At 74.6% G+C, this 20,510-nt stretch carries 23 protein-coding genes; 16 read left to right on the forward strand and 7 right to left on the reverse strand.

What is annotated here, in order from left to right:
* Positions 1 to 14: 14 nt before the first annotated feature.
* Both FXF52_RS01535 and rraA read left to right on the forward strand, forming a co-directional pair.
* Entirely contained in the window at positions 15 to 1,190 is a 1,176-nt protein-coding gene (locus FXF52_RS01535; protein WP_148793301.1) for an MFS transporter, read from the forward strand.
* A gap of 10 nt (positions 1,191 to 1,200) precedes the next feature.
* A complete protein-coding gene (gene rraA, locus FXF52_RS01540) occupies positions 1,201 to 1,686 on the forward strand; it encodes a ribonuclease E activity regulator RraA (protein WP_148793302.1) in 486 nt (161 codons plus the stop codon).
* A gap of 6 nt (positions 1,687 to 1,692) precedes the next feature.
* On the opposite strand, the gene FXF52_RS01545 is transcribed toward rraA, so the two are convergent.
* Entirely contained in the window at positions 1,693 to 2,502 is an 810-nt protein-coding gene (locus tag FXF52_RS01545; RefSeq protein ID WP_148793303.1) for a hypothetical protein, read from the reverse strand.
* Positions 2,503 to 2,576: 74 nt separating this feature from the next.
* Between FXF52_RS01545 and FXF52_RS01550 the strand changes: the two genes are divergently transcribed.
* Both FXF52_RS01550 and FXF52_RS01555 read left to right on the forward strand, forming a co-directional pair.
* Complete coding sequence (locus FXF52_RS01550) at positions 2,577 to 3,521, forward strand: Ppx/GppA phosphatase family protein (RefSeq protein ID WP_148793304.1); 945 nt, start codon at positions 2,577 to 2,579, stop codon at positions 3,519 to 3,521.
* A gap of 72 nt (positions 3,522 to 3,593) precedes the next feature.
* Positions 3,594 to 4,400: a sugar phosphate isomerase/epimerase gene (locus FXF52_RS01555; RefSeq protein WP_187413280.1), complete on the forward strand. Its 807-nt coding sequence runs from the start codon at positions 3,594 to 3,596 to the stop codon at positions 4,398 to 4,400.
* A gap of 8 nt (positions 4,401 to 4,408) precedes the next feature.
* Here FXF52_RS01555 and FXF52_RS01560 read toward each other — a convergent pair whose 3' ends face one another.
* The 3 genes from FXF52_RS01560 to FXF52_RS01570 are packed head-to-tail and all read right to left on the reverse strand — an operon-like array spanning position 4,409 to position 6,438.
* Positions 4,409 to 4,984 carry a CGNR zinc finger domain-containing protein gene (locus FXF52_RS01560; protein ID WP_148793305.1) on the reverse strand — a complete coding sequence of 192 codons (576 nt, stop codon included), beginning with the start codon at positions 4,982 to 4,984 and terminating at the stop codon, positions 4,409 to 4,411.
* 19 nt (positions 4,985 to 5,003) lie between these two features.
* A complete protein-coding gene (locus tag FXF52_RS01565) occupies positions 5,004 to 6,170 on the reverse strand; it encodes a glutathionylspermidine synthase family protein (protein ID WP_148793306.1) in 1,167 nt (388 codons plus the stop codon).
* Position 6,171: 1 nt separating this feature from the next.
* Positions 6,172 to 6,438 carry a hypothetical protein gene (locus tag FXF52_RS01570; RefSeq protein WP_255471687.1) on the reverse strand — a complete coding sequence of 89 codons (267 nt, stop codon included), beginning with the start codon at positions 6,436 to 6,438 and terminating at the stop codon, positions 6,172 to 6,174.
* A gap of 114 nt (positions 6,439 to 6,552) precedes the next feature.
* Here FXF52_RS01570 and FXF52_RS01575 point away from each other — a divergent pair, with 114 nt between their 5' ends.
* The 12 genes from FXF52_RS01575 (at position 6,553) to FXF52_RS01630 (ending at position 17,364) form a co-directional block, all read left to right on the forward strand.
* Positions 6,553 to 7,473, forward strand: a complete 921-nt coding sequence (locus FXF52_RS01575) for a proline dehydrogenase family protein (RefSeq protein WP_148793307.1) — start codon at positions 6,553 to 6,555, stop codon at positions 7,471 to 7,473.
* A gap of 106 nt (positions 7,474 to 7,579) precedes the next feature.
* Complete coding sequence (locus FXF52_RS01580) at positions 7,580 to 8,374, forward strand: alpha/beta fold hydrolase (RefSeq protein ID WP_148793308.1); 795 nt, start codon at positions 7,580 to 7,582, stop codon at positions 8,372 to 8,374.
* On the forward strand, positions 8,367 to 8,936 hold the full coding sequence (locus FXF52_RS01585; protein WP_148793309.1) for a TetR/AcrR family transcriptional regulator: 570 nt from the start codon (positions 8,367 to 8,369) through the stop codon (positions 8,934 to 8,936). Before FXF52_RS01580 ends, FXF52_RS01585 begins: the two co-directional genes overlap by 8 nt.
* Entirely contained in the window at positions 8,933 to 9,268 is a 336-nt protein-coding gene (locus FXF52_RS01590; RefSeq protein WP_148793310.1) for a YrdB family protein, read from the forward strand. The genes FXF52_RS01585 and FXF52_RS01590 overlap by 4 nt, the downstream gene beginning before the upstream one ends.
* A gap of 88 nt (positions 9,269 to 9,356) precedes the next feature.
* A complete protein-coding gene (locus FXF52_RS01595; RefSeq protein WP_255471689.1) occupies positions 9,357 to 10,673 on the forward strand; it encodes a hypothetical protein in 1,317 nt (438 codons plus the stop codon).
* A gap of 53 nt (positions 10,674 to 10,726) precedes the next feature.
* On the forward strand, positions 10,727 to 12,118 hold the full coding sequence (locus FXF52_RS01600) for an efflux RND transporter periplasmic adaptor subunit (protein WP_148793311.1): 1,392 nt from the start codon (positions 10,727 to 10,729) through the stop codon (positions 12,116 to 12,118).
* A gap of 62 nt (positions 12,119 to 12,180) precedes the next feature.
* Positions 12,181 to 13,074 (forward strand): ABC transporter ATP-binding protein, encoded by an 894-nt coding sequence (locus FXF52_RS01605; protein WP_370517870.1) that lies wholly within the window; start codon positions 12,181 to 12,183, stop codon positions 13,072 to 13,074.
* Positions 13,071 to 14,255, forward strand: coding sequence for an ABC transporter permease (locus FXF52_RS01610; protein WP_148793312.1), 1,185 nt, complete (start codon positions 13,071 to 13,073; stop codon positions 14,253 to 14,255). Before FXF52_RS01605 ends, FXF52_RS01610 begins: the two co-directional genes overlap by 4 nt.
* Positions 14,256 to 14,488: 233 nt before the next feature.
* Complete coding sequence (locus FXF52_RS01615; protein ID WP_073834429.1) at positions 14,489 to 14,698, forward strand: helix-turn-helix domain-containing protein; 210 nt, start codon at positions 14,489 to 14,491, stop codon at positions 14,696 to 14,698.
* 220 nt (positions 14,699 to 14,918) lie between these two features.
* On the forward strand, positions 14,919 to 15,020 hold the full coding sequence (locus FXF52_RS01620) for a 30S ribosomal protein bS22 (protein ID WP_007465623.1): 102 nt from the start codon (positions 14,919 to 14,921) through the stop codon (positions 15,018 to 15,020).
* 120 nt (positions 15,021 to 15,140) lie between these two features.
* Positions 15,141 to 16,211 carry an NAD-dependent epimerase/dehydratase family protein gene (locus FXF52_RS01625; RefSeq protein ID WP_148793313.1) on the forward strand — a complete coding sequence of 357 codons (1,071 nt, stop codon included), beginning with the start codon at positions 15,141 to 15,143 and terminating at the stop codon, positions 16,209 to 16,211.
* A 298-nt stretch (positions 16,212 to 16,509) separates the two neighbouring features.
* Positions 16,510 to 17,364, forward strand: a complete 855-nt coding sequence (locus FXF52_RS01630; RefSeq protein ID WP_148793707.1) for a lysophospholipid acyltransferase family protein — start codon at positions 16,510 to 16,512, stop codon at positions 17,362 to 17,364.
* A 12-nt stretch (positions 17,365 to 17,376) separates the two neighbouring features.
* Here FXF52_RS01630 and FXF52_RS01635 read toward each other — a convergent pair whose 3' ends face one another.
* The 3 genes from FXF52_RS01635 to FXF52_RS01645 form a co-directional block, all read right to left on the reverse strand.
* Positions 17,377 to 18,255: an HAD family phosphatase gene (locus tag FXF52_RS01635; RefSeq protein WP_148793314.1), complete on the reverse strand. Its 879-nt coding sequence runs from the start codon at positions 18,253 to 18,255 to the stop codon at positions 17,377 to 17,379.
* 112 nt (positions 18,256 to 18,367) lie between these two features.
* On the reverse strand, positions 18,368 to 19,237 hold the full coding sequence (locus FXF52_RS01640; protein WP_148793315.1) for a DUF5667 domain-containing protein: 870 nt from the start codon (positions 19,235 to 19,237) through the stop codon (positions 18,368 to 18,370).
* Positions 19,238 to 19,515: 278 nt separating this feature from the next.
* On the reverse strand, positions 19,516 to 20,478 hold the full coding sequence (locus tag FXF52_RS01645; RefSeq protein ID WP_148793316.1) for an ECF subfamily RNA polymerase sigma factor, BldN family: 963 nt from the start codon (positions 20,476 to 20,478) through the stop codon (positions 19,516 to 19,518).
* Between the last annotated feature and the right edge of the window lie 32 nt (positions 20,479 to 20,510).

Raw genomic sequence — 20,510 nt, forward strand, 5'->3', positions numbered from 1 at the left:
TGGCGCCCGGGGGCTTGACGGCTCCCGGGCGCGCCCAGACCGCCCTGCTGCTCACGCACACCATCGTGCTGCAGGCGGTCACCTTCATGCTCCGACCGGCGTCCGCGTACCGGGCGCTCGAACTGGACGTGCCGGGGGCGTGGCTGGGCGTGCTCGGGGCCAGTTTCGCCGTCGTACCGCTGGTGCTGGCCGTGCCGAGCGGGCACGCGGTCGACCGGTTCGGCGAGCGCCGGGTGGCGCTCGCCGGGTCGGCCCTGCTCGCCGCCGCCGGCCTCGGGTTCGTGCTGCTCGCCGGCTCGGTGGCCGGTCTGGTGCTGGCCAGCATGCTGCTCGGCACCGCCCATCTCTGCGCGGTGGTGGCCCAGCAGGCGCTGGTCGCCAACCGCACCCCGGCCGACCGCTACGACGCGGCGTTCGGCTACTACACCTTCGCCGCCTCGCTGGGGCAGGCGCTCGGGCCCGGCCTGATCGTGGTCTTCGGCGGGGACCGGCCCATCCCGGACACCGGGGCCATCTTCCTCGGCGCCGCCGCGCTGGCCGTGCCGCTCCTGGTCGCCGCCGCGTTCCTCCGCCCGTCGGCGCACCACCGGGCCGCGGCGGGACCGGCCGCCGGCGGGATGCGGGACCTGCTCCGCCAGCCCGGGCTGGTGCGCGCCCTCACGGTCAGCTGCGTGGTCCTCGCGGCGGTCGACATCACCCTGGTCTACCTGCCCGCCCTCGGCGCCGAGCGGAGCATCGCGGCCGGCGAGATCGGCCTGCTGCTCGGGCTGCGCGCGGTCGCGTCGATGCTCTCGCGGCTGGGGCTCGGCCGGCTGGTTGCCGCAATCGGCCGGCTCCGGCTGCTGATCGGCACGGTCGCCCTCTCCGCCACCGGGCTGGCGCTGCTGCTGCCGCCACTGCCGTTCTGGGCGATGGCCGTGGTAGTCACCGTCGCCGGCCTCGGCCTCGGCGCGGGACAGCCACTGACCATGTCGTTCCTGGCCGAGTCGGCGCCGCCCGGGCTGCGCGGCCGGGCGATGTCGCTGCGGCTGACCGGCAACCGGCTCGGGCAGGTGCTCATCCCCAGCGCCGCCGGTGTGCTGGCGGCCGGTGCCGGCGCGGCCGGCGTGCTCGCCTGCACCGCCGCGGGCCTGGCCGGCGCCGCCGTCGCCGCCACCGGCCTGCACCGCCCGGATCCGAACCCCGACTGAAAGGACGACCATGGAAACTCCCACCACCGCCGACCTCTACGACCGGTACGGCGACACCCTCGGCTCGTGCGACGCCCAGCTGCGCCAGTTCGGCGGGGTGCCGGCCTTCGGCGGTCCGGCCGTGACGGTGCGCTGCTTCGAGGACAACGCCCTGGTGAAGACGATCGTCGCCGAACCGGGGGAGGGCCGGGTCCTGGTGGTGGACGGTGGCGGCTCCGTGCACACCGCCCTGATGGGCGACCTCATCGCCGGCACGGCGGCGGAGAACGGTTGGGCCGGCGTGGTGATCAACGGCGCGGTCCGGGACGTGGCCGCCCTGCGTACCCTCCCGATCGGCATCAAGGCGCTCGGCACGAACCCGCGCAAGAGCGCCAAGACCGGCGTCGGCGAGCGGGACGTGCCGGTGTTCTTCGGCAACTGCGTCTTCGCGCCGGGCGCGCACGTCTACAGCGACGACGACGGGGTGGTCGTCCTGCCCGTCGACGGGCCGGCGTAGCCGGGGTCAGCCCTCGCTGGCCGGGTGGGGGGCGACCTGACCCTGGCGCAACCGGGCCGCGCACAGCTCCGCGAGCTTCACGTACGCGGGCGCGCCGATCAGCGCGGTCAGCTCCGGGCCGTAGGAGAGGTACATCGGCTCGGCGCCGACGTGCGCGTCGGTGGAGGAGGTGCACCACCAGTCCAGGTCGTGCCCGCCCGCGCCCCAGCCCCGCCGGTCGAACTCGGCGATCGTGGAGATCAGCACCTTGGTGTTGTCCGGCCGCTTGTGCCAGTCCTGGTCCCGGCGGATGGGCAGCTGCCAGCAGACGTCCGGCTTGTATTCCAGGGGGTGCACCCCGTCGCGCAGCGCCTGGGCGTGCAGCGCGCAGCCGCCCCCGCCGGCGAAGTCGGCGTCGTTGAGGAACACGCACGGCGAGTCGGCGTCCCGGGTGGCCGTACGACGGGCCGGGTTCTTCCCGTCGATGGTGTCGTTCTCGGTCCAGTTCTTGAAGCCCTTGCGGAAGTGCTGCCAGGTCTCCGGGGTGAGCCGCTTGACCGCGGCGCGGACCCGCTTCTCGTCGTCGGAGTCAGTGAAGAACGCGCCGTGCGAGCAGCAGCCGTCCGCGCCCCGGCCGGCGATGATGCCGTGGCAGCCCTTGCCGAAGATGCACGTCCACCGGGAGAGCAGCCAGGTCAGGTCGGCGCGGATCACGTGCTTCTCGTCCGCCGGGTCGACGAACTCGATCCACTCCCGGGGGAAGTCCAGCTCCACCTCCCGGCTGCGCGGGTCGTCCGGGTCGTCCACCAGCACCTGCAGCTCGATCTGGCCTGTCACCCGGACCAGCGTACGCGTGGTCGGCCCGGCCGGCCGGCGAGCCGGGGAAACGTGTTGGCCCTAGGGTCGTCACCATGCGACTGGGTGTTCTCGACGTCGGTTCGAACACGGTGCACCTGCTGGTGGTCGATGCCCACCACGGGGCGCACCCGTGGCCGGCGCACTCGGAGAAGGTGGTGCTCCGGCTGGCAGAGCAGATCGGTCCGGACGGCGCGCTGACCGAGGCGGGCGCGGACGGGCTGGTCAAGGCCGTCGGCATGGCCCGCGCCGCGGCGGCCGGGCTGGCGGTCGACGACCTGCTCGCCTTCGCCACCTCCGCGGTCCGGGACGCCAGCAACGCCGGGGAGGTGCTGGCCCGGGTCCGCGACGAGACCGACGTACGGCTGGAGGTGCTCACCGGCGCGGACGAGGCGCGGATGACCTTCCTCGCGGTCCGGCGGTGGTTCGGCTGGTCCGCCGGGCGGCTGCTGGCGCTCGACATCGGTGGCGGCTCGCTGGAGCTGGCGGCCGGCATCGACGAGGAGCCGGACGTGGCGATCTCGCTGCCGCTCGGTGCCGGGCGGCTGAGCCGGGAGCGGCTGCGGGTGGATCCGTCCGGCGCCGTGCCGCCGTCGGCCGAGGCGGTGGAGGAGCTGCGGGAGTACGTCCACACCATGCTCGACCCGGTGGTGAAGCAGTTGGCCGAGGTGGGCTGGGAGCGGCCGGTCGCCAGCTCGAAGACGTTCCGGACGCTGGCCCGGCTGGCCGGGGCCGCCCCGTCGAGCGCCGGGCTGTGGGCCCCGCGCAGCCTGACCCGGACCGGGCTGCGGCAGGTGCTCGGCTTCATCCGGCACATCCCGCCGGCGCAGCTGCCTGAGCTGGAGGGGGTCAGCGCGGGGCGGGCCCACCAGCTGCTGGCCGGTGCCGTGGTGGCCGAGGCGGTGATGCGCCGGCTCGACGTGGACCGGGTGGACATCTGCCCGTGGGCGCTGCGGGAGGGGGTCATCCTTCGCCGGCTGGATCAGCTGGTGCCGATGTGATCGGGGTCGGTCTGGGCGGTTTGGGGAGGCTCGTCCTGATGGGCTGCGGCGGAGGCGGTTACCCTGAAGGGTGTGACTTCCCGCGTGCCGGTGCTCCTCTCCAGTTCCTCGGTCTTCCCTGAGCGGACCGCGGCGGCGTTCCAGCTCGCCTCGGCGCTCGGGTATGACGGCGTCGAGGTGATGGTCTGGACCGACGTGGTGAGCCAGGACCCGGGTGCGCTGCGCGGCCTGGCCGACCACTACGGCGTGCCGGTCCTCTCGGTGCACGCGCCGTGCCTGCTGGTCACTCAGCGGGTGTGGAGCCCCGACCCGTGGGAGCGGCTGCGCAAGGCCGCCGAGCTGGCCGAGACGCTGGAGGCGCCCACGGTCGTGGTGCACCCGCCGTTCACCTGGCAGCGGGACTACGCCCGCAACTTCGCGGACGGCCTCGACACGATCGCCGGGCAGTTCGGCGGGCTGCGCTTCGCGGTGGAGAACATGTACCCGGTACGGATGGCCGGCCGGCAGTTCGTCCCGTACGTCCCGGGCTGGGACCCGACCGACACCGGCTACGCCGCGTACACCCTGGATCTCTCGCACTGCGCCGCCTCGCACACCGACGCCCTGGCGATGGCCGACCGGATGGGGGCCGGCCTGGCCCACGTGCACCTGGGCGACGGCACCGGCGAGGGGCGCGACGAGCACCTGGTGCCCGGGCGCGGCGGCCAGCCCTGCGCCGAGCTGCTCCGCTCGCTGGCCGGCCGCGGCTTCACCGGCTCGGTGGCAGTGGAGGTCACCACGCGGGGCGCGAAGAGTCGCGCGGTGCGCGAGGCCGACCTCCGCGAGGCGCTGGAATTCGCCCGCGCCAACCTCACCGCCCCGTCCCCGGTCGACGCCTGACCCGGGGGTCAGCTGACCGGGGTGAGCGGTTCCGACTGGGCCGGGACGGCCAGCTGGTCGCCGACGGCGGCCCGCTTGCGGGCCCGGTGGGCGGCCACGTGGGAGCGGGTGGCGCAGCGCTCCGAGCAGAACCGCCGGCAGCAGTTCGACGACGTGTCCAGGTAGACGTTGCCGCAGCGCTCGTCGGCGCAGACGCCGAACCGGGCGCTGCCGTATTCGCAGAGCCAGACCGACAGGCCCCAGACCGCGCCGGCCAGGTATTCCGACGAGACCGAGGCGCCCCGGCCGGTCACGTGCATGTGCCAGTCGCTGGAGTCGTGGCCGGAGATGCGCGGCTGCACCGGGAACGCCTCCAGCAGCGCGTTCAGCTCCGCCACCGCCGCGGCGTCCCGGCCCGAGGTGCCGTACTCGAAGACGTCGCGCAGGCGCTTCTGCGCCCGCCGGAGGATCGCCAGGTCCCGTTCCGTGACCTCGTCGCGCATCCACGCGTTCTCGTCCGGGAAAAGGGCCCGCAGGTCGTCGAGGTCGTCCAGACGGGTGTTGACGAGATCAACTCCGGTCCGGGCGTACGCGTCGAAGTTCACGAGACCAACGGTAGACGACTCATGGCGTTCGCGGCGTGTCGATGAAGTGGGGGAGGAACCGGGCGTAACTGTCGGTGATGAGGCTCGCGCTCTCCCGCACCCCGGCACCGGCCGACTCACCGTCGACGATCCAGCTCCCCAGCACCATGCGATTGCCGTCGAAATCGGGCAGCGCCCGGAACTCCTGGTAACAGAAGCCCTCGTCGCCGTAGCTGCCCGGACTGGTGATCTCGGTGCCGCCCGCGACGATGCGCACCGCGGCGCCCTCCCGGCCGAGCAGCGGCTTCGCCACGTACTCGGTCATCCCGCGCGGCGAGTCCAGATACGCCGGCAGCAGGTACTCGTGGTCCGGATACAGCTCCCAGAGCACCGCCAGCAGCGCCTTGTTCGACAGCAGCAGCTTCCAGGCCGGCTCGATCCAGGTGGTCGGGGTGCCCGGCGCCAGCGCCGGCGGCCCGTACGGCTCGGCCAGCATCCACTCCCAGGGATAGAGCTTGAAGCAGGTGGTGACCGGCCGGTCGGCGGCGTCCACGAAGCGCCGCCCGTCCCAGCCGATCTCCTGGATCGGCATGAGCGTGACGTCCAGCCCGGCCTGGCGGGCCGTCTCGGCCAGGTAGCCGGCGGTGATCTGGTCCTCGCCCGACTCCTCCTCCGCGGACCAGACCACGTGCACCCGGCGGTCGTGCAGGCCGGCGCCGATCTTCGCCCACGCCCCGACCAGCCGCTCGTGCAGGCTGTTCCACTGGTCCGCCGCGGGCCGGGTGTGCTCCAGCCAGTACCACTGGACGATGCTCGCCTCGACCAGGGCGGTCGGGGTGTCCGCGTTGTACTCCAGCAGCTTGGGCGGCCAGCAGCCGTCGTACCAGAGGTCGAAGCGGCCGTAGAGGGTGGGCGGGGCCTCCCGCAGCGCCCGGGCGACCGCCTCGGCGGCCCAGGCCGGGATGCCGAACTCCGCGTACCGGTTGCGAGCCACCACGTGCTCGGCGGCGGCCACCGACATCCGGTGCAGCTCCTCGGTCGCCTCCTCCAGCCGCAGCACCTCGTCCAGCCCGAAGGCGTACGCGGCGGTCTCGTCCCAGTACGACATCACCCCGCCGTCGGGCAGTTCGGTGTCGACGTACACCAGCCCCTGCGCGCGGACGGTGGCGTCCCAGTCGGGGCGCGGGACGCTAGCCTCGCGGCGCACCTCAGCCGCCGCAGGAGGCGAGGTGGCTGCCGAAGCCGCCCCAGGCGGGCAGCGCCGCGGCGACCGGCGCGGAGGTGTCCCGGGCGGCGGCGGGCGCCGGGATCCGCGACGCCATGGCGACGCTGTCCCCGCCACCGCCGGCCGGCCCGAGAGCGCAGTCGTCATCGTCGTCGGTCAGGTTGCAGCCCGAGAGGGCGAGCGCGAGGGCGGTCAGCGCGCCGAGCTGCACGGTGGCCGACCGGAGCCGGCGTCGGGGGTGTCGTTCCACAAGATCGTTGTAGCTGATCGATGCCAGCCCCCTGCTTTCCCCCAGGGTGAACGCCGCGTGACGTTGGCCGCCGCCCCCCGGCGGGGGTCGGCGGCCGGGCGTTACGCTCAGCTCATGCTCCGTACCGTCATCCTCGCCGCCTCCCGGTCATCCCGGGTCGAGCGGCTCGTCGCGACGGCCCCGTTCACCCGGGACGTCGTCCGCCGGTTCGTTGCCGGTGCCGGCACCGACGACGCGCTGCGCGCGACCCGTGCACTCGTCACCGACGGCCAGGCGGTCACCCTCGACTACCTCGGCGAGGACACCGTCACCCCCGAGCAGGCGAACGCCACCCGGGACGAATACCTCAAGCTGCTGCGGCTGCTCTCCGCCGCCGAGCTCACCCCCGCGGCCGAGGTGAGCGTGAAGCTCTCCGCGCTCGGGCAGAAGTTCGACGAGCAGCTCGGCTACGACAACGCGCGGGCGATCTGCGCGGCGGCCGACGCGGCGGGCACCACGGTGACCCTGGACATGGAGGATCACACCACCACCGACTCGACGCTGGACATCCTCGCCAAGCTGCGCAAGGACTACCCGTCGACCGGTGCCGTGCTCCAGGCGTACCTGCGGCGTACCGAGTCGGACTGCCGCGAGCTGGCCGGCGCCGGGTCGCGGGTGCGGCTCTGCAAGGGCGCGTACAAGGAGCCGGAGTCGGTGGCCTACCAGTCCGCCCGCGAGGTGGACAAGTCGTACGTGCGGTGCCTGAACGTGCTGATGTCCGGGGACGGCTACCCGATGCTGGCCACCCACGACCCGCGGCTGATCGCCATCGGCGCGGACCGGGCCCGCTGGTTCGACCGCGGGCCGGACCGCTTCGAGTTCCAGATGCTGTACGGCATCCGCCCCGAGGAGCAGGCCCGCCTGGTCGGCGAGGGCTACACGGTGCGCACCTACGTCCCCTACGGCGACGAGTGGTACGGCTACCTGATGCGGCGGCTGGCCGAGCGCCCGGCCAACCTGGCGTTCTTCGGCCGCGCGCTGATCTCCAAGAAGTGAGCTGACCGAACGGCGAACGGGCTGGCGGGACGGATGTCCCCCGGCCCGTTCCGTGTTTTCCGGGGCGGGCTTGACGCTGAAAGCTAATGGTATTAGCTTTCTGGCTATGACAGCTAGCCAGGTGTCGCGGGACGGCGGAACGATCGCGTACGAGGTGCACGGGGAGGGGCCGATGGTGGTCCTCTCGCACGGCATGGGGGAGAACCGGGCGGCCTTCCGGCACCTGGTGCCCCGGCTGGTGGCGGCCGGCTACCGGGTGGCCTCGGTCGACGTCCGCGGGCACGGCGACTCCAGCGCCCACTGGCCCACGTACGCCCCGGCCGAGGTGGGCGCCGACCTGCTCGCCGTGGTCCGGGCGCTCGGCGGCGGCCCGGCCACCCTGGTCGGCAGCTCGTCCAGCGCGGCGGCCGTGGTCTTCGCCGCCGCCGACGCGCCCGAGCTGGTCAACGGCATCGTGCAGGTCAGCCCGTTCGTCGCCGTGCCGAACCCGAACCCGGTCATGCGGCTGGCGCAGGCGGTCGTGCTGCGCAGCCCCCGGCTGTTCGGGATGTTCCACCGCACGCTCTTCCCGTGCGGGCGGCCGGACGACGACGCCGCGTACCGGAAGGAGCTGGTCGCCAAGCTGCGCGGCCGGATGGCCGCGGTGCGCGGCGTGGTCGCGCCGGTCGAGCCGCACTGGACCGCACGCACCCGCGACGTGCGGCAGCCGGTGCTGGTGCTGATGGGTACGAAGGACCCGGACTTCCCGGATCCGGGCGCCGAGGCGCGGGCCGCCCGGCGGCTGTTCGCCACCGCCGAGGCCCGCATGATCGCCGAGTCCGGCCACTACCCGCACGCCGACCAGCCGGACGCCACCGCCGCCGACCTCGTCGAGTTCCTGGCGGTGACCTCCCGTGCCTAGGGCCGGCCTCACCCCGGCGGCCGTGGTCCGGGAGGCGGCCGTGCTCGCCGACGAGGTCGGCTACGACCGGCTCACCCTGGCCGCGCTCGCCGGCCGGCTCGGGGTGGCGCTGCCCAGCCTCTACAAGCACATCAAGGGCGCGGACGACCTGCACCGGAAGCTCGCCGTGCTGGTGACCACCGAGGTGGCCGACGAGCTGACCACCGCCGCCGCGGGCCGGGCCGGCGGCGACGCGCTCTGCGCGGTGGCCACGGCGTTCCGCGAGTACGCGCGCCGCCACCCCGGGCGCTACGTGGCCGCCCAGCGGGCGCCGGATCCCGCCGACCCCGAACACCTCGCCGCCGCCGAGCGGGCCGTCGGCGCCGTCTACGCGATCCTGCGCGGATACGGCCTCACCGGCGACGCGGCCGTCGACGCCACCCGGATGTTCCGGGCCGCGGTCCACGGCTTCATCACTCTCGAAGCGGCCGGCGGATTCGGCCTGCCCCGGGAGATCGACCGCTCCTTCGACCAGATGGTGTCCGCGCTCGACACCGCCTACCGGGGCTGGAGGTCCCGATGAAGGCGCCGTTGCTGGGGCTCATCTTCCTGCTGGAACTGGCGCTGCTCGTGGCCGCCGGTTGGTGGGGCTTCACCCGCGACGCCGGCTGGCCGGTTCGGCTGCTCGCCGGCCTCGGCGCGCCGCTGCTGATCGCCGTGGTGTGGGGCCTGTTCTGCTCGCCGAAGGCCAGCGTGCCGCTGCCCGCGGCGGCCAAGCTCACCGTGCAGGCCGCCTGCTTCGCCACCGGAGGGCTGCTGCTCGCGTGGGCCGGGCGGCCGGCGCTCGGGGTGCTGCTGGTCGCCCTCTGGGCGGTGGACAAGGCCCTGCTCACGTTCCTCGGCGACCCCATCTGAGCCGGCGTAGACCAGGACGCCCGTCTGCCCTGCGCCCTTGCCGTGCGGAGCTCTGGCCGGATCGCCCGATCGGTCGTACCCTTCGCCGGTGACCGACGGTGACGAGCAGGCCGAGCAGCCGGGCCCAACTCCCGTGACCGATGGCGAGCAGCCCGCTCCACCCCCTGCGCCGAGCGGTGCAGCACCGCGTTCCCGCCAGCGCTGGCCGCTCTGGACCGCGCTCGCGCTGGTACTCGCCCTGGTGGCGTGCGGTGTTTCCGGCGTACTTCTGGTCGGGTTGGTGGGGGATGCGGCCGGGCGGCCGGCGGCGGGCGGGGACGACCCGGCCACGGCGGCGGCGCGGCGCCTCGGCGCGCGGATGACGGCGCAGCTCGACCGCCAGGCCACCGCGCTGCTCGGCGGCGACCGAGCCGGCTTCCTCGCCGTCGCCGAGCCGGCCGCCCGGTCCGACCTCACCCGCCGGTACGCCGCGCTGCGCGCGCTGCGGGTCACCGTGTGGCGGCCGGCGGCGGACGGTGTGCCGACGGCGGTCGACGGGCACCCGGGGGAGTGGCGGCTGACGGTGACGGTCGGTTACTGCTTCGTGCTGCCCGGCTGCACGCCGAGCAGCGTGGAGATCGGCACCCGGTGGCGCCTGGTGGGCGAGGAGCCTCGGCTGCTCGCCGTCGAGGAGTCCCGGGCGAAGCCGGCCGGAGCGCGGCCCTGGGAGGTGAGTGACCTGGCCGTGGCGGTCGGGAAGCGGAGCGTCGTCGCCACCACGCCGGCGTTGCGGGCCAAGCTTCCCGGGCTGCTCGCCCAGGCCGAGGCCGCCGCCGCGGTCGCCGACAGCTACGCGGTCGCCGGCTCCCCACCGGACCGCTACCTGGTCTTCTACGCCGGTCGGACGGAGTGGCGGCGCTGGTACGGCGGTGGCCGTCCGAAGTGGACCGCCGGGTACGCGGTCGGCGTCGGTGGGGGACACCACGACATCGTGCTGAACGCGCAGAGCGTCACCCCGACCGGCGTCGACGACCTGCTCCGGCACGAGCTGACCCATGCCGCGTCCCTGCCCGACCGGGGCTACTCCGACCGGTCCAGCTGGTGGCTGGTGGAGGGGCTGGCCGAGTACGCGGGCGCGGACGGCCAGCCGGTGGGCCGCTACGAGGGCCTGGCCGAGGTGCGCACCCTCGTCCACGGCGGGTGGAACGGCCGGCTCGACTCGCTGGCGCCCGCCGACGACGCGGCCGACACCCGGGTCGGCGGCAGCTACGGCGTCGGCTACCTGGCCGTACGCCATCTGGTTGACCGGTACGGGGAGCCACGGGTGCTCGACTTCTTCCGGGCGGTGGTGCACGAGCACCGGTCCCTGGACGACGCCGCCGACCGGGTGTTCGGCGAGCGGTGGCCCGCCCTGCACGACGACTGAGTCGCGTACGTCCGCACGGTGGCGGGCTGAGCCGCCGTGCCGCCGGTCGTAGCATGGGCCGGGTGGCCCGCCCCCACCCGCCGCGGCTGCCCGCGGCCACCCGCCCCCGCCTCGTCACCGCCCTGCTCGCCGTCGTCGTCCTGACCGGCACCACCGCCGCCTCGTGCGGCGACGACCACACCCCGGTCGCCGTGGCCCAGGTGGGTCGGTCGGCGGTCGCCGAGGTGATCGACGCGCCCGCCACCGTGACCGCCCGGGCCGCCGCCACCCTCACCGCACCCGCCGACGGCACCCTGGCCAGCCTGCGCGTCCAACCGGGGCAGCGGGTCAGCCGCGGCCAGGTGCTCGCCGTGATTGACTCGCCGTCCGCGCAGGACCGACTCCGGCAGGCCCGCGCGGCGCTGCGCGCGGCGAAGCAGGCCGGCCGCAGCGTCGGCGTCGGTGACCTGGGTGGCAGCCGGCGCGGCACCGACCGGGCCGCCGCCGAGGCGTTCGACGCCGCGCGCCAGGCCGCCGGGAAGATCGGCGACCCGCAGCTGCGGTCCGCGCTGCTGCTCCAGGTCGAGTCCGCCCAGCGGCAGTACGAGTCGGCCGCCCGCGCCGCCGACCGGGCGGTCGCCGCCGTGCAGCGCGGGCTGGCCGGGCTGAACAGCGCCGTCGGCGCCCTGTCGACCGCGCAGCGCCTCCAGGCCCAGCAGGCGTACGACCTGGCGAAGGCGACCGTCGACGCGTTGACCCTGCGCGCCCCGATCGCCGGGGTGGTGCAGCCGGGCGGCACCCGGGCCGCGGCCCCGACCGACCTCACCGGCCTGCTCGGGGCGGCCGGCGGCGCGGCGGGCATCGACCCGTCGGCGCTGGGGTCCGCCGGGCAGGGCGGCCCGCCGGCGGGCGTGGACGACGCGGTGCCCGCGGGCGGCCGGGTCACCGCCGGCACACCCGTGCTCACCATCGTGGACACCGGCCAGCTCGGCCTGCTCGCCGAGGTCGACGAGACCGACGTGCTGCTGGTCCGGGCCGGCCTCACCGCCGCCGTCGAGCTGGACGCGGTGACCGGGGCGACGTACGACGCCACCGTCCGCTCGGTGGACGTGCTCCCCACCAGCTCCGCCCGGGGCGGCGTCACCTACCGGGTACGCCTCAGCCTCGGTGCCGGGCGGCTCGGCGAGGGCGAGGCCGCACCCGCGCCCCGTCCCGGCATGAACGCCGTGATCCACCTCCGGGTACGCGAGGCCGCCGACGCGGTGGCCGTACCCGCCTCGGCGGTCTTCTCCGCCGACGGCCGGGACGCGGTCTGGGTGCTGCGGGACGGCAAGGCCGACCGGGTGCCGGTGACCGTCGGCGTGCAGGGGCAGGACCTGGTGCAGATCGTCAGCGGGGTGCAGGCCGGTGACCGGATCGTCGTACGCGGCACCGACCGGGTCCGCGACGGCCAGGAACTCCGGTGAGCGCGAGGAGTGAGCCGGTTCCGCGAGCCCCGCAGTCGCGCGCGGTGACCCTGCCCGTCGGGGTGCCGGCCATCGAGGCGGTCGACGTGTCCCGGACGTACCAGCTCGACGGGGTGTCCGTGGCCGCGCTGCGCGGGGTGTCGCTCACCATCGACCCGGGCGAGTACGTGGCGGTGGTCGGGCCGTCCGGCTCGGGCAAGTCGACGCTGATGCACCTGCTCGGCGGGCTGGACCGGCCCACCGGCGGCCGGCTGGTGATCGGCGGCCGGGACGTCGCCACGCTCTCCCCGCCGGAGCTGGCCACGCTGCGCAACGAGACCATCGGCTTCGTCTTCCAGGCGTTCCACCTGCTGCCCCGGACGTCCGCGGTGGACAACGTGGCGCTGCCCCTGGTCTATCGGGGCATCGGGGCGCGGCAACGGCGGGAACGCGCGGCGGCGATGCTCGGTCGGGTCGGGCTCGGGCACCGGCTGGACCACCGGCCCAACCAGCTCTCCGGCGGCGAGCAGCAGCGGGTGGCGATCGCCCGCGCCCTGGTCACCGATCCGGCGGTGCTGCTCGCCGACGAGCCCACCGGCAACCTGGACAGCGCCACCGGGGAGGCGGTGCTGGAGCTGCTGGAGCGGTTGAACGCCGAGTCCGGGGTGGCCCTGGTGATGGTGACCCACGACCAGGAGGTGGCCGCCCGGGCCCGTCGGCAGATCGCCGTACGCGACGGCCGGGTGCGGTCGGACACCATTCATGATCGACCGCTGTCGGGTGCCGTCGACCGACCTGCGACACTGGACGGCGCTCCCAGCGCGGGGCCCCGGTCCGTGTCCGGAAGCGGCCCGGGGCGCCCGTCCGGTGGCTCCGGTGGCGCCGCCGGAGCCACCGGACGCCTTTCCCCCGCCGCCTTGGACCGCACCGGCGAGGGTGGGCACGGGGACGACCTGCCGGGCGGGGGTGAACCGTGAGGGTCGCCGAGGCCTGGCGGGTGGCGTGGGACGCGCTGCGGGCCAACCGGATGCGCAGCGCGCTGACCATGCTCGGGGTGATCATCGGCGTCGCCTCGGTGGTGCTGCTGGTGGCCATCGGCACCGGCACCAAGCAGAAGGTCGAACAGCAGGTGGAGGGGCTCGGCTCGAACCTGCTCCTGGTGGTCCCCGGAAAGCTCGACGTCGGCACCGCGCCGGTGGTCTCACCGCTGACCCTCAAGGACGTGGACGCGGTCTCCCGGGTGGTGGGCGACCCGGGACGGGTGGCCGTCACCATCGCCTCCGGCGCGACCGCCCGGGCCGGCGCCCGCGCCGACTTCACCACCGTGCAGGGCGTGCTGGAGACCACCCCGTCGGTCTTCACCCGGTCGCTGGCCCGGGGCCGCTACCTGACCGGCGCCGACGTGGACACCAGCCGCCGGGTCGCGGTGCTCGGCGCGTCGGTGGCCCACGCGCTCTTCCCCGACCGGGACCCGCTCGGCCAGCAGATCGCCCTGGCCGGCGTCCGGTTCCGGGTGATCGGCGTCTTCGCGCCGCTCGGGCAGAGCCTCGGTGTGGACCGGGACGACGAGGTGCACATCCCGGTGACCGCCGCGCAGCGGCTCTGGGGCACCCAACGGGTCGACGGCATCGCGGTCAAGGCCCCCGACCGGGAACGGATCGGCGAACTCGGCGACCGGATCGTCGCCGAACTGTCCCGCCGGCACCCGGACACCGAGTTCAGCGCCGTGACGCAGCAGCAGATCCTCGGCGTGCTCGGCGACATCCTCGGCGTGCTGACCGGCGTACTGGCCGCCATCGCCGGCATCTCGCTGCTCGTTGGCGGCGTCGGCGTCTCCAACATCATGCTGGTCTCGGTACGCGAGCGGACCCGCGAGATCGGCCTGCGCAAGGCGGTCGGTGCCCGGCCCCGGGACATCGGGGTGCAGTTTCTGCTGGAGGCGGTGCTGCTCACCGCGATCGGCGGGCTGACCGGGATGGCGCTCGGTGTGGGCGGCGCGCTCCTGGTCGACGCGCTCTCGCCGATCCCGGCTGCCATCACCTGGTGGTCGCTGGCGCTCGCCTTCGGGGTCTCGGCGGCGGTCGGCATCGTCTTCGGGGTGGTCCCGGCCCAGCGGGCCGGCCGGCTGGATCCGGTGGTGGCGCTGCGGGCCGAGTGACGCCTGCAGCGTTCGCGCCCGGGCGCGCCGGCACGAACCGGACGCGAGGCCCTCATCGGCGGAAAACACCAGGTCAACGGCCAGGAAACGGCGAGCGTCCCATGATCAATCGGAGGAAGGGATCGCGCCGGTCACAGCCGCCCCGCTACCGTACTGGTAACACGCGCGTCGCTCGCCTGGCCGGAGCAACCGGCCCGGCGGCACGCGCCGGGCATGGGATGGGTCGGTGAGCCATGGCCGGGTCGCAGTCCGACGGTCGGCTGTCGGATGTCAGGTTCCTGACCGTCGCCGAGGTGGCGACGGTGATGCGGGTGTCCAAGATGACGGTCTATCGCCTCGTGCACAGTGGTGAGCTGACCGCGGTCCGGGTCGGCCGCTCGTTCCGGGTGCCCGAGCACGCCGTGCACGAGTACCTCCGCGGCGCCTTCCAGGAGAGCGCCTGACCGCGGCGCCGGCCGCGCCGTCGAGTGCGACGTAACGGGCATCGACGGGGGCGCGTTGGTCCTGCTGACGCACTCCGGCTACCCTGGACCCGACCGTGACCGCACCCTGGTGTGCCCTGCCCACCACGTTGGTCCGGTCCGTTGTCCGCAAGCGGTCACCGGCGCCACCCGCGGTGGTGTCATCTGGTCCGCCCCGCACGTTGCATCGAAAGGCTGTCGTATGGGCTCGGTGGTCAAGAAGCGCCGCAAGCGCATGGCTAAGAAGAAGCACCGCAAGCTGCTGCGCAAGACCCGCGTCCAGCGTCGCCGTCTCGGCAAGTGACCGGGGCCGGGCCCCGGCCCGGCGCTCGGCAGCACTTGCCAACTGTCGACCCTCGGAGGCTCAGGTGATCAGGCCGTGGACGTCCCGGCTCGATCCCGCCTGCCGCGCAAGGCGCATGACATGACCCCCGGTGGCACCTCGGGTGCTCCGGGGGTCGTCGTCGTGACCGGGGTCGGCCGCTACCTCGGCGCGCACGTGGCCGCCCGGCTCGCCGCCGACTCCCGCATCGACCGCGTCATCGGGGTCGACCCGGCGCCCAACCCCGAGTTCGCCGACCTGCTCGACGGCGTCGAGCGGATCCGTCTCGACCTCGACTCCCTCGGCGGTCTCCTCGCCGACCTCGAGGTGGACGCGGTGGTGCACCTGGCGCTGGTCACCGCGCCCGACCCGCAGCACGGCGGCCGGGCGGCGATGAAGGAACAGAACATCATCGGCACCATGCAGCTGCTCGCCGCCTGCCAGCGGGCGCCTCGGCTGCGCAAGCTGGTGGTCCGGTCGTCGACCGCCGCGTACGGCGCGTCGTTCCGCGACCCGGCGGTCTTCACCGAGGAGACCGAGCCGCGCGAGGTGCCGCGCGGCGGTTTCGGCCGCGACATCCTCGACATCGAGGGGTACGTCCGCGGCTTCCGCCGCCGCCGGCCCGACGTCACCGCGACCGTGCTGCGCTTCGCGCCGTTCATCGGCTCCACCGCGGACACCACCCTCACCCGTTACTTCGCCCAGCCGGTCGTGCCCACGGTCTTCGGCCGGGATCCCCGCCTCCAGTTCGTCCACATCGACGACGCCCTGGAGGTGCTGCACCGGTCGGTCGCCGAGGAGCACCCGGGGACCTACAACGTCGCCGGGCCGGGGGTGCTCTCCCTCTCGCAGGCGATCCGCCGGGCCGGCCGGGTGGCCGTACCGGTGCTGGAGCCGGGACTATCCGGGGCCGTCGCGATCGCCCGCAGCCTGGGCTTCGGCCGGTACGGGTTGGACCAGGTCGACCTCTTCGTGCACGGTCGGGTGGTGGACACCAGCCGACTGGAGCGCGAGTATGGCTTCACGCCCCGCTCGACCGCCGCCGCGTTCGACGACTTCATCCGCGCGCACCACGGCGGCGTGGTGGTGACCCGGGCCCAGCTCGCCACGGCCGAACAACTGGTGCTGGAGAGCATCCGGCAGGTCCGCTCCACCCTCCGGGAGCGGCCGTGAGCGAGCGGAGCGAGCGAACCATCAGGCTCAGTAGCGCGGCGCCTCGCGCCGCCGTGGAGCGAAGCGAGGCGGCGGCGTGAGCGGCGCCGAGGAGCGGGGCGGGCCCCGTTACGACGTACCGCTGACCGTGCCGGGACCGGACGGGGAGCCCGCGCGGCGCAATGGACACCGCCGCCCGACGGCGACCGCCGCCGACCCGGCGCCGCTGGAGGAGCCGGACACCTCCGCGGACGAGCCGGCCGCGTCCGGGCCGGACGACGGCGCGACCGGCGGGGCGGTCGCCGCGCCGGGGCCGGCCGTGGCGGACCGCCCCGACCATTGGGACCGGAAGGTCGCCAAGGGGCTCGCGTTCCTGCGGCGGCGGCTCTCCGGCGACTACGAGGTGGACGAGTTCGGCTTCGACCCGGACCTGACCGACGCGGTCTTCCACCCGCTGCTCCGGGTGCTCTACCGGGACTGGTTCCGCACCGAGGTCAGCGGCGTGGAGCACGTGCCGGACACCGGGGCGGGCCTGGTGGTCGGCAACCATTCCGGCACGGTGGCACTGGACGCGCTGGTGCTGTCCGCGGCACTGCACGACCGGCATCCGATGCGCCGCTACCTGCGGCTGCTCGGGGCCGACCTGGTCTTCCGGATGCCGGTGGTCTCCGAGATCGCCCGTAAGACCGGCGGCACGGTGGCCTGCAGCCCGGACGCGGAACGGCTGCTCGGCAACGGCGAGCTGGTCGGCGTGTTCCCGGAGGGCTTCAAGGGGGTCGGCAAGCTCTACGCCGACCGCTACAAGCTCCAGCGGTTCGGTCGGGGCGGCTTCGTTTCCGCGGCCCTGCGTACCGGCACGCCGATCGTGCCGGTGGCGATCGTCGGCGGCGAGGAGATCTATCCGATGCTCGCCGACATCAAGCCGCTGGCCCGGCTGCTCAAGCTGCCGTATTTCCCGGTGACCCCCACGTTCCCCTGGCTGGGGCCGCTGGGCATGGTGCCGCTGCCGAGCAAGTGGTTGATCGAGTTCTGCCCGCCGATCCCCACCGCGCACCTGCGCGACTCGGCCGACGACCCGCTGGTCGTGTTCAACCTCGCCGACCAGGTGCGGGAGACCATCCAGCAGACCCTGCACAAGCTGCTCGAACGCCGCCCCGACCCGTTCGGCCCCTGACCATCCGGGTGGTCAGCCGGGGCGGTGGCGGCGCCGGTGCAGCGCCAGGCCGGCGGTGACCGCGCCGGCGAGCAGCCCGGCGGCGGCCGTCGACGGTACGGCGATCTTGACCGCCCGGCGCCCGGTGCGGAAGTCGCGCACGGCCCAGCCGCGCTCGCGCGCCTGCCGCAACAGCGCCGCGTCCGGGTTGACCGCCACCGGGTGACCCACGGTGGACAGCATCGGCAGGTCATTGGCCGAGTCGCTGTAGGCGGTGCAGCGGCCCAGGTCCAGCCCCTCCACCGCGGCGAGTTGGGTGATCGCCTCGGCCTTCGCCGGACCGTGCATGAGGTCGCCGACCAGGCGGCCCGTGTACGCCCCGTCGACCACCTCGGCGACCGTGCCGATCGCCCCGGTCAGCCCGAGGCGGGTCGCGATCACCCGGCCGATCTCGACGGGCGCGGCACTGACCAGCCACACCCGCTCACCGGCGTCGAGGTGCCGTTGGGCCAGTCGACGGGTGCCGGCCCAGATCCGCGGCGCCATCAGCTCGTCGAAGATCTCCTCGGCGAGCCGTTCCACGTCGCCCACCCGCCAGCCCTGGATGAAGGCGAGCGCCGCCTCCTTCGCCTGGGACATGTCCCCGGCGTGCTCGGTGGCGAGCAGCCGGAACTTCGCCTGCTGCCAGGCGAACCGGGCCAGGTCACCGGTGGTGAAGTACTTCCGCGCGGCCAGCCCGCGGGCGAACCAGTAGATCGACGCGCCCTGCATCATCGTGTTGTCCACGTCGAAGAAGGCGGCGGCGGTGGGATCGGGCGTCGGGGTGGCCGGGGGTGCCTCCGAGGTCTCCGACCAGCCGGCGGTGTGGCCGTGGGCGTCGGTGCTGACCGTCACCTTCCGGCTCCGGGCCATGACCGCTCCCTCCCCTCGGCGACCGCGGATGTCTTCCCCGGCGAGCCTATCCGGCGGGGTGTGACGGGCGGGTGTCTGCGCGGAGAAGTGTGGCGCGAACGGCGATTGTGGGTCAGCGGTTGCCGGGGCAGCTGTCCGGGGCGGGACCCAGCGCGTCGCTGGCGGTCGGCGCCGGTAGCCCGCAGGCGATCGCCGAGCGGAGCGCGTCGGCGCGCCGGCCCACCGTGTCGAGCAGGCCCAGCGACCGGCGGGTGCGGTCCCGCTCGGCGTGGTCCGCCCGGTCGAGCAGCCCGCTGACCGCGTGCCGCTGGCCGGTGAGGAACGCGTCGACCGCGTCCAGCGCGGCCGGGTCGGAGCGCTGCGCGGCCACAGTGGTCAGCAGGCGTACGCCCTGCCGGGTGTCGGCGTCCATGTCGTCGAGGACGGCGCTGAAGCCGAACCGGTCACCGTGGACGGTGGCTGCCTCGTCGAGCCGGGTCCGGGCGAAGTCGAGGAAGAGCTGGCCCCGGCTGATGTCCGAACTGGTCAGGGCGAGCTGGGCGCGCTCGGTCGAGCGCTTCATGCCGTACAGGGCGTCGCCGGGCAGCGCGTTCTCGCTGGCGAAGGAGATGCCGGAGAGGGCGACCGCCCCGGCGGCCACGCCGACCAGGATCGCGCCGCGGGCGCGGATCCGCCGGCCGGTCGCCGCCGGCAGCAGGGCGCCACGGGTGCCGGTGCCCGCCGCGGCGGTCCCGGTCCGCGCCGGGCTGCCGACGCCCTCCCGCTCGGCGGTGGCGACCAGTGCCGCGCGCAGGCCGGCGCGGAAGTCCTTGTCGACCTCGACGGCCGGCCGGTCGGTGGCGAGCCGCTGGCCCACCGCGACGAGCGCGGCGAGTTCGTCGTCGGCCCGGGAACGGACGTGGTGCCGCCGGCCGCCGTTGGCCTCGTCGAGGAGTTGCGCGAATCGCTCGGCCCGCCGACGGGAGAAGAGGTTGCTGTCCACCGCAGGCACCCCCTCTCACTGGTCACGGCCGGGCGGCCGTGGTCGTCACCAGCGACCGGTGGCAGCGGACGCCGACGGCTGGCCGAGACGGCCGGCCGCGACCGCCGGACCGGGTGGCCCGGGGGACGCCGGACAACCACTGGTCGCACCCGGAGAAACGGACCGCGCCGGTCGACGGTTACGGGGCCGTCGGCGACGAAATCACGAAGCGTGATCGTCGTCACGGACGGCGGACCCCGCGGCGCGGCGTCTCGTCCAGGTGCGGGGAGCGGTGCGGATCAGGGCTGGAAGCCGTCGGGCAGCAGCCGGGCCAGGGCCCGCACCGCCCGGTACTGCAACGCCTTGATGGCGCCCTCGTTCTTGCCCATGGCCCGGGCGGTCTCGGCGACCGAGAAGCCCTGGAGGAAGCGGAGCACGATGCACTCCTGCTGCTCCGGGTTGAGCTGCTTCACCGCGGTGAGCAGCGCGACGTTGGTGATGTGCTCGACGACCGCGGCCTCCGGGCTGCCCTCCGGGCCCCGGTCCTCCCGGTCGGCGTCGAGCACGTCGCCGGTGGTGACCTCCAGCCGGTAGCGGCCGGACTTGAAGTGGTCGGCGACCAGGTTGCGGGCGATGGTGACCAGCCACGCGCCGAGGTCGCGCCCCTGCCAGGTGAAGCTGCCGATCCGCTTGAGCGCGCGGAGGAAGGTGTCGGAGGTGAGATCCTCGGCGAGCTGCCGATTGCCGACCCGGAAGTAGACGAAGCGGAAGACCGTGTCGACGTAACGATCGTAGATCAACCCGAACGCCTCGGCCTCGCCGGCCTGCGCCCGCTCGACCAGGGCCCAGACCTCGGTGGCCGGGTCGGACGGATCGGGGCGGCTCGGGTAGCCGGTGGCGGGTGCCGGGTCGGCGGGCACCTTGGGCAGCACCGCGGTGTCGGCGGCCGGCACCGCCGGCAGGATCGCGGTCTCCCCGGCCGACGGGTCGGCGGTCGCCGGGGTGTCGCCCGTGCGCCGGCCCTGCGCCGGCATGGTCGGCCGGGACGGGGCCCCGAGTCGGCCGGCGGCCGGCTTCACGTTGCCACCGGGCACCGCCGGGCGCGGGGGCGTCTCGTTGTGGTGGGAGCGGTTGCGCACCCGGCGGGCCCCCTCGCCGCGTGGCGCCCGGGCGGCGTCGTGCTCCAGCCGCTCGTTGACCGGGGTCCGCTGGGTCGGGCCGGTCAACCCGGTCGGCCGTTCCGCGTAGCCGAAGGTGGTCACCGCGCCTCCCCGATCCAGGTCGGGCACGGCCG

Source organism: Micromonospora sp. MP36, from assembly GCF_008119785.1.
Lineage (GTDB): Bacteria > Actinomycetota > Actinomycetes > Mycobacteriales > Micromonosporaceae > Micromonospora.

Bases quoted from the DNA above. Each gene is read 5' to 3' on its own strand.
- FXF52_RS01600 (WP_148793311.1), top strand. From the start codon at position 10,727: ATGGGCCGGGTGGCCCGCCCCCACCCGCCGCGGCTGCCCGCGGCCACC.
- FXF52_RS01625 (WP_148793313.1), top strand. From the start codon at position 15,141: ATGACCCCCGGTGGCACCTCGGGTGCTCCGGGGGTCGTCGTCGTGACC.
- rraA (WP_148793302.1), top strand. From the start codon at position 1,201: ATGGAAACTCCCACCACCGCCGACCTCTACGACCGGTACGGCGACACC.
- FXF52_RS01550 (WP_148793304.1), top strand. From the start codon at position 2,577: ATGCGACTGGGTGTTCTCGACGTCGGTTCGAACACGGTGCACCTGCTG.
- FXF52_RS01580 (WP_148793308.1), top strand. From the start codon at position 7,580: ATGACAGCTAGCCAGGTGTCGCGGGACGGCGGAACGATCGCGTACGAG.
- FXF52_RS01620 (WP_007465623.1), top strand. From the start codon at position 14,919: ATGGGCTCGGTGGTCAAGAAGCGCCGCAAGCGCATGGCTAAGAAGAAG.
- FXF52_RS01575 (WP_148793307.1), top strand. From the start codon at position 6,553: ATGCTCCGTACCGTCATCCTCGCCGCCTCCCGGTCATCCCGGGTCGAG.
- FXF52_RS01635 (WP_148793314.1), bottom strand. From the start codon at position 18,255: ATGGCCCGGAGCCGGAAGGTGACGGTCAGCACCGACGCCCACGGCCAC.
- FXF52_RS01590 (WP_148793310.1), top strand. From the start codon at position 8,933: ATGAAGGCGCCGTTGCTGGGGCTCATCTTCCTGCTGGAACTGGCGCTG.
- FXF52_RS01615 (WP_073834429.1), top strand. From the start codon at position 14,489: ATGGCCGGGTCGCAGTCCGACGGTCGGCTGTCGGATGTCAGGTTCCTG.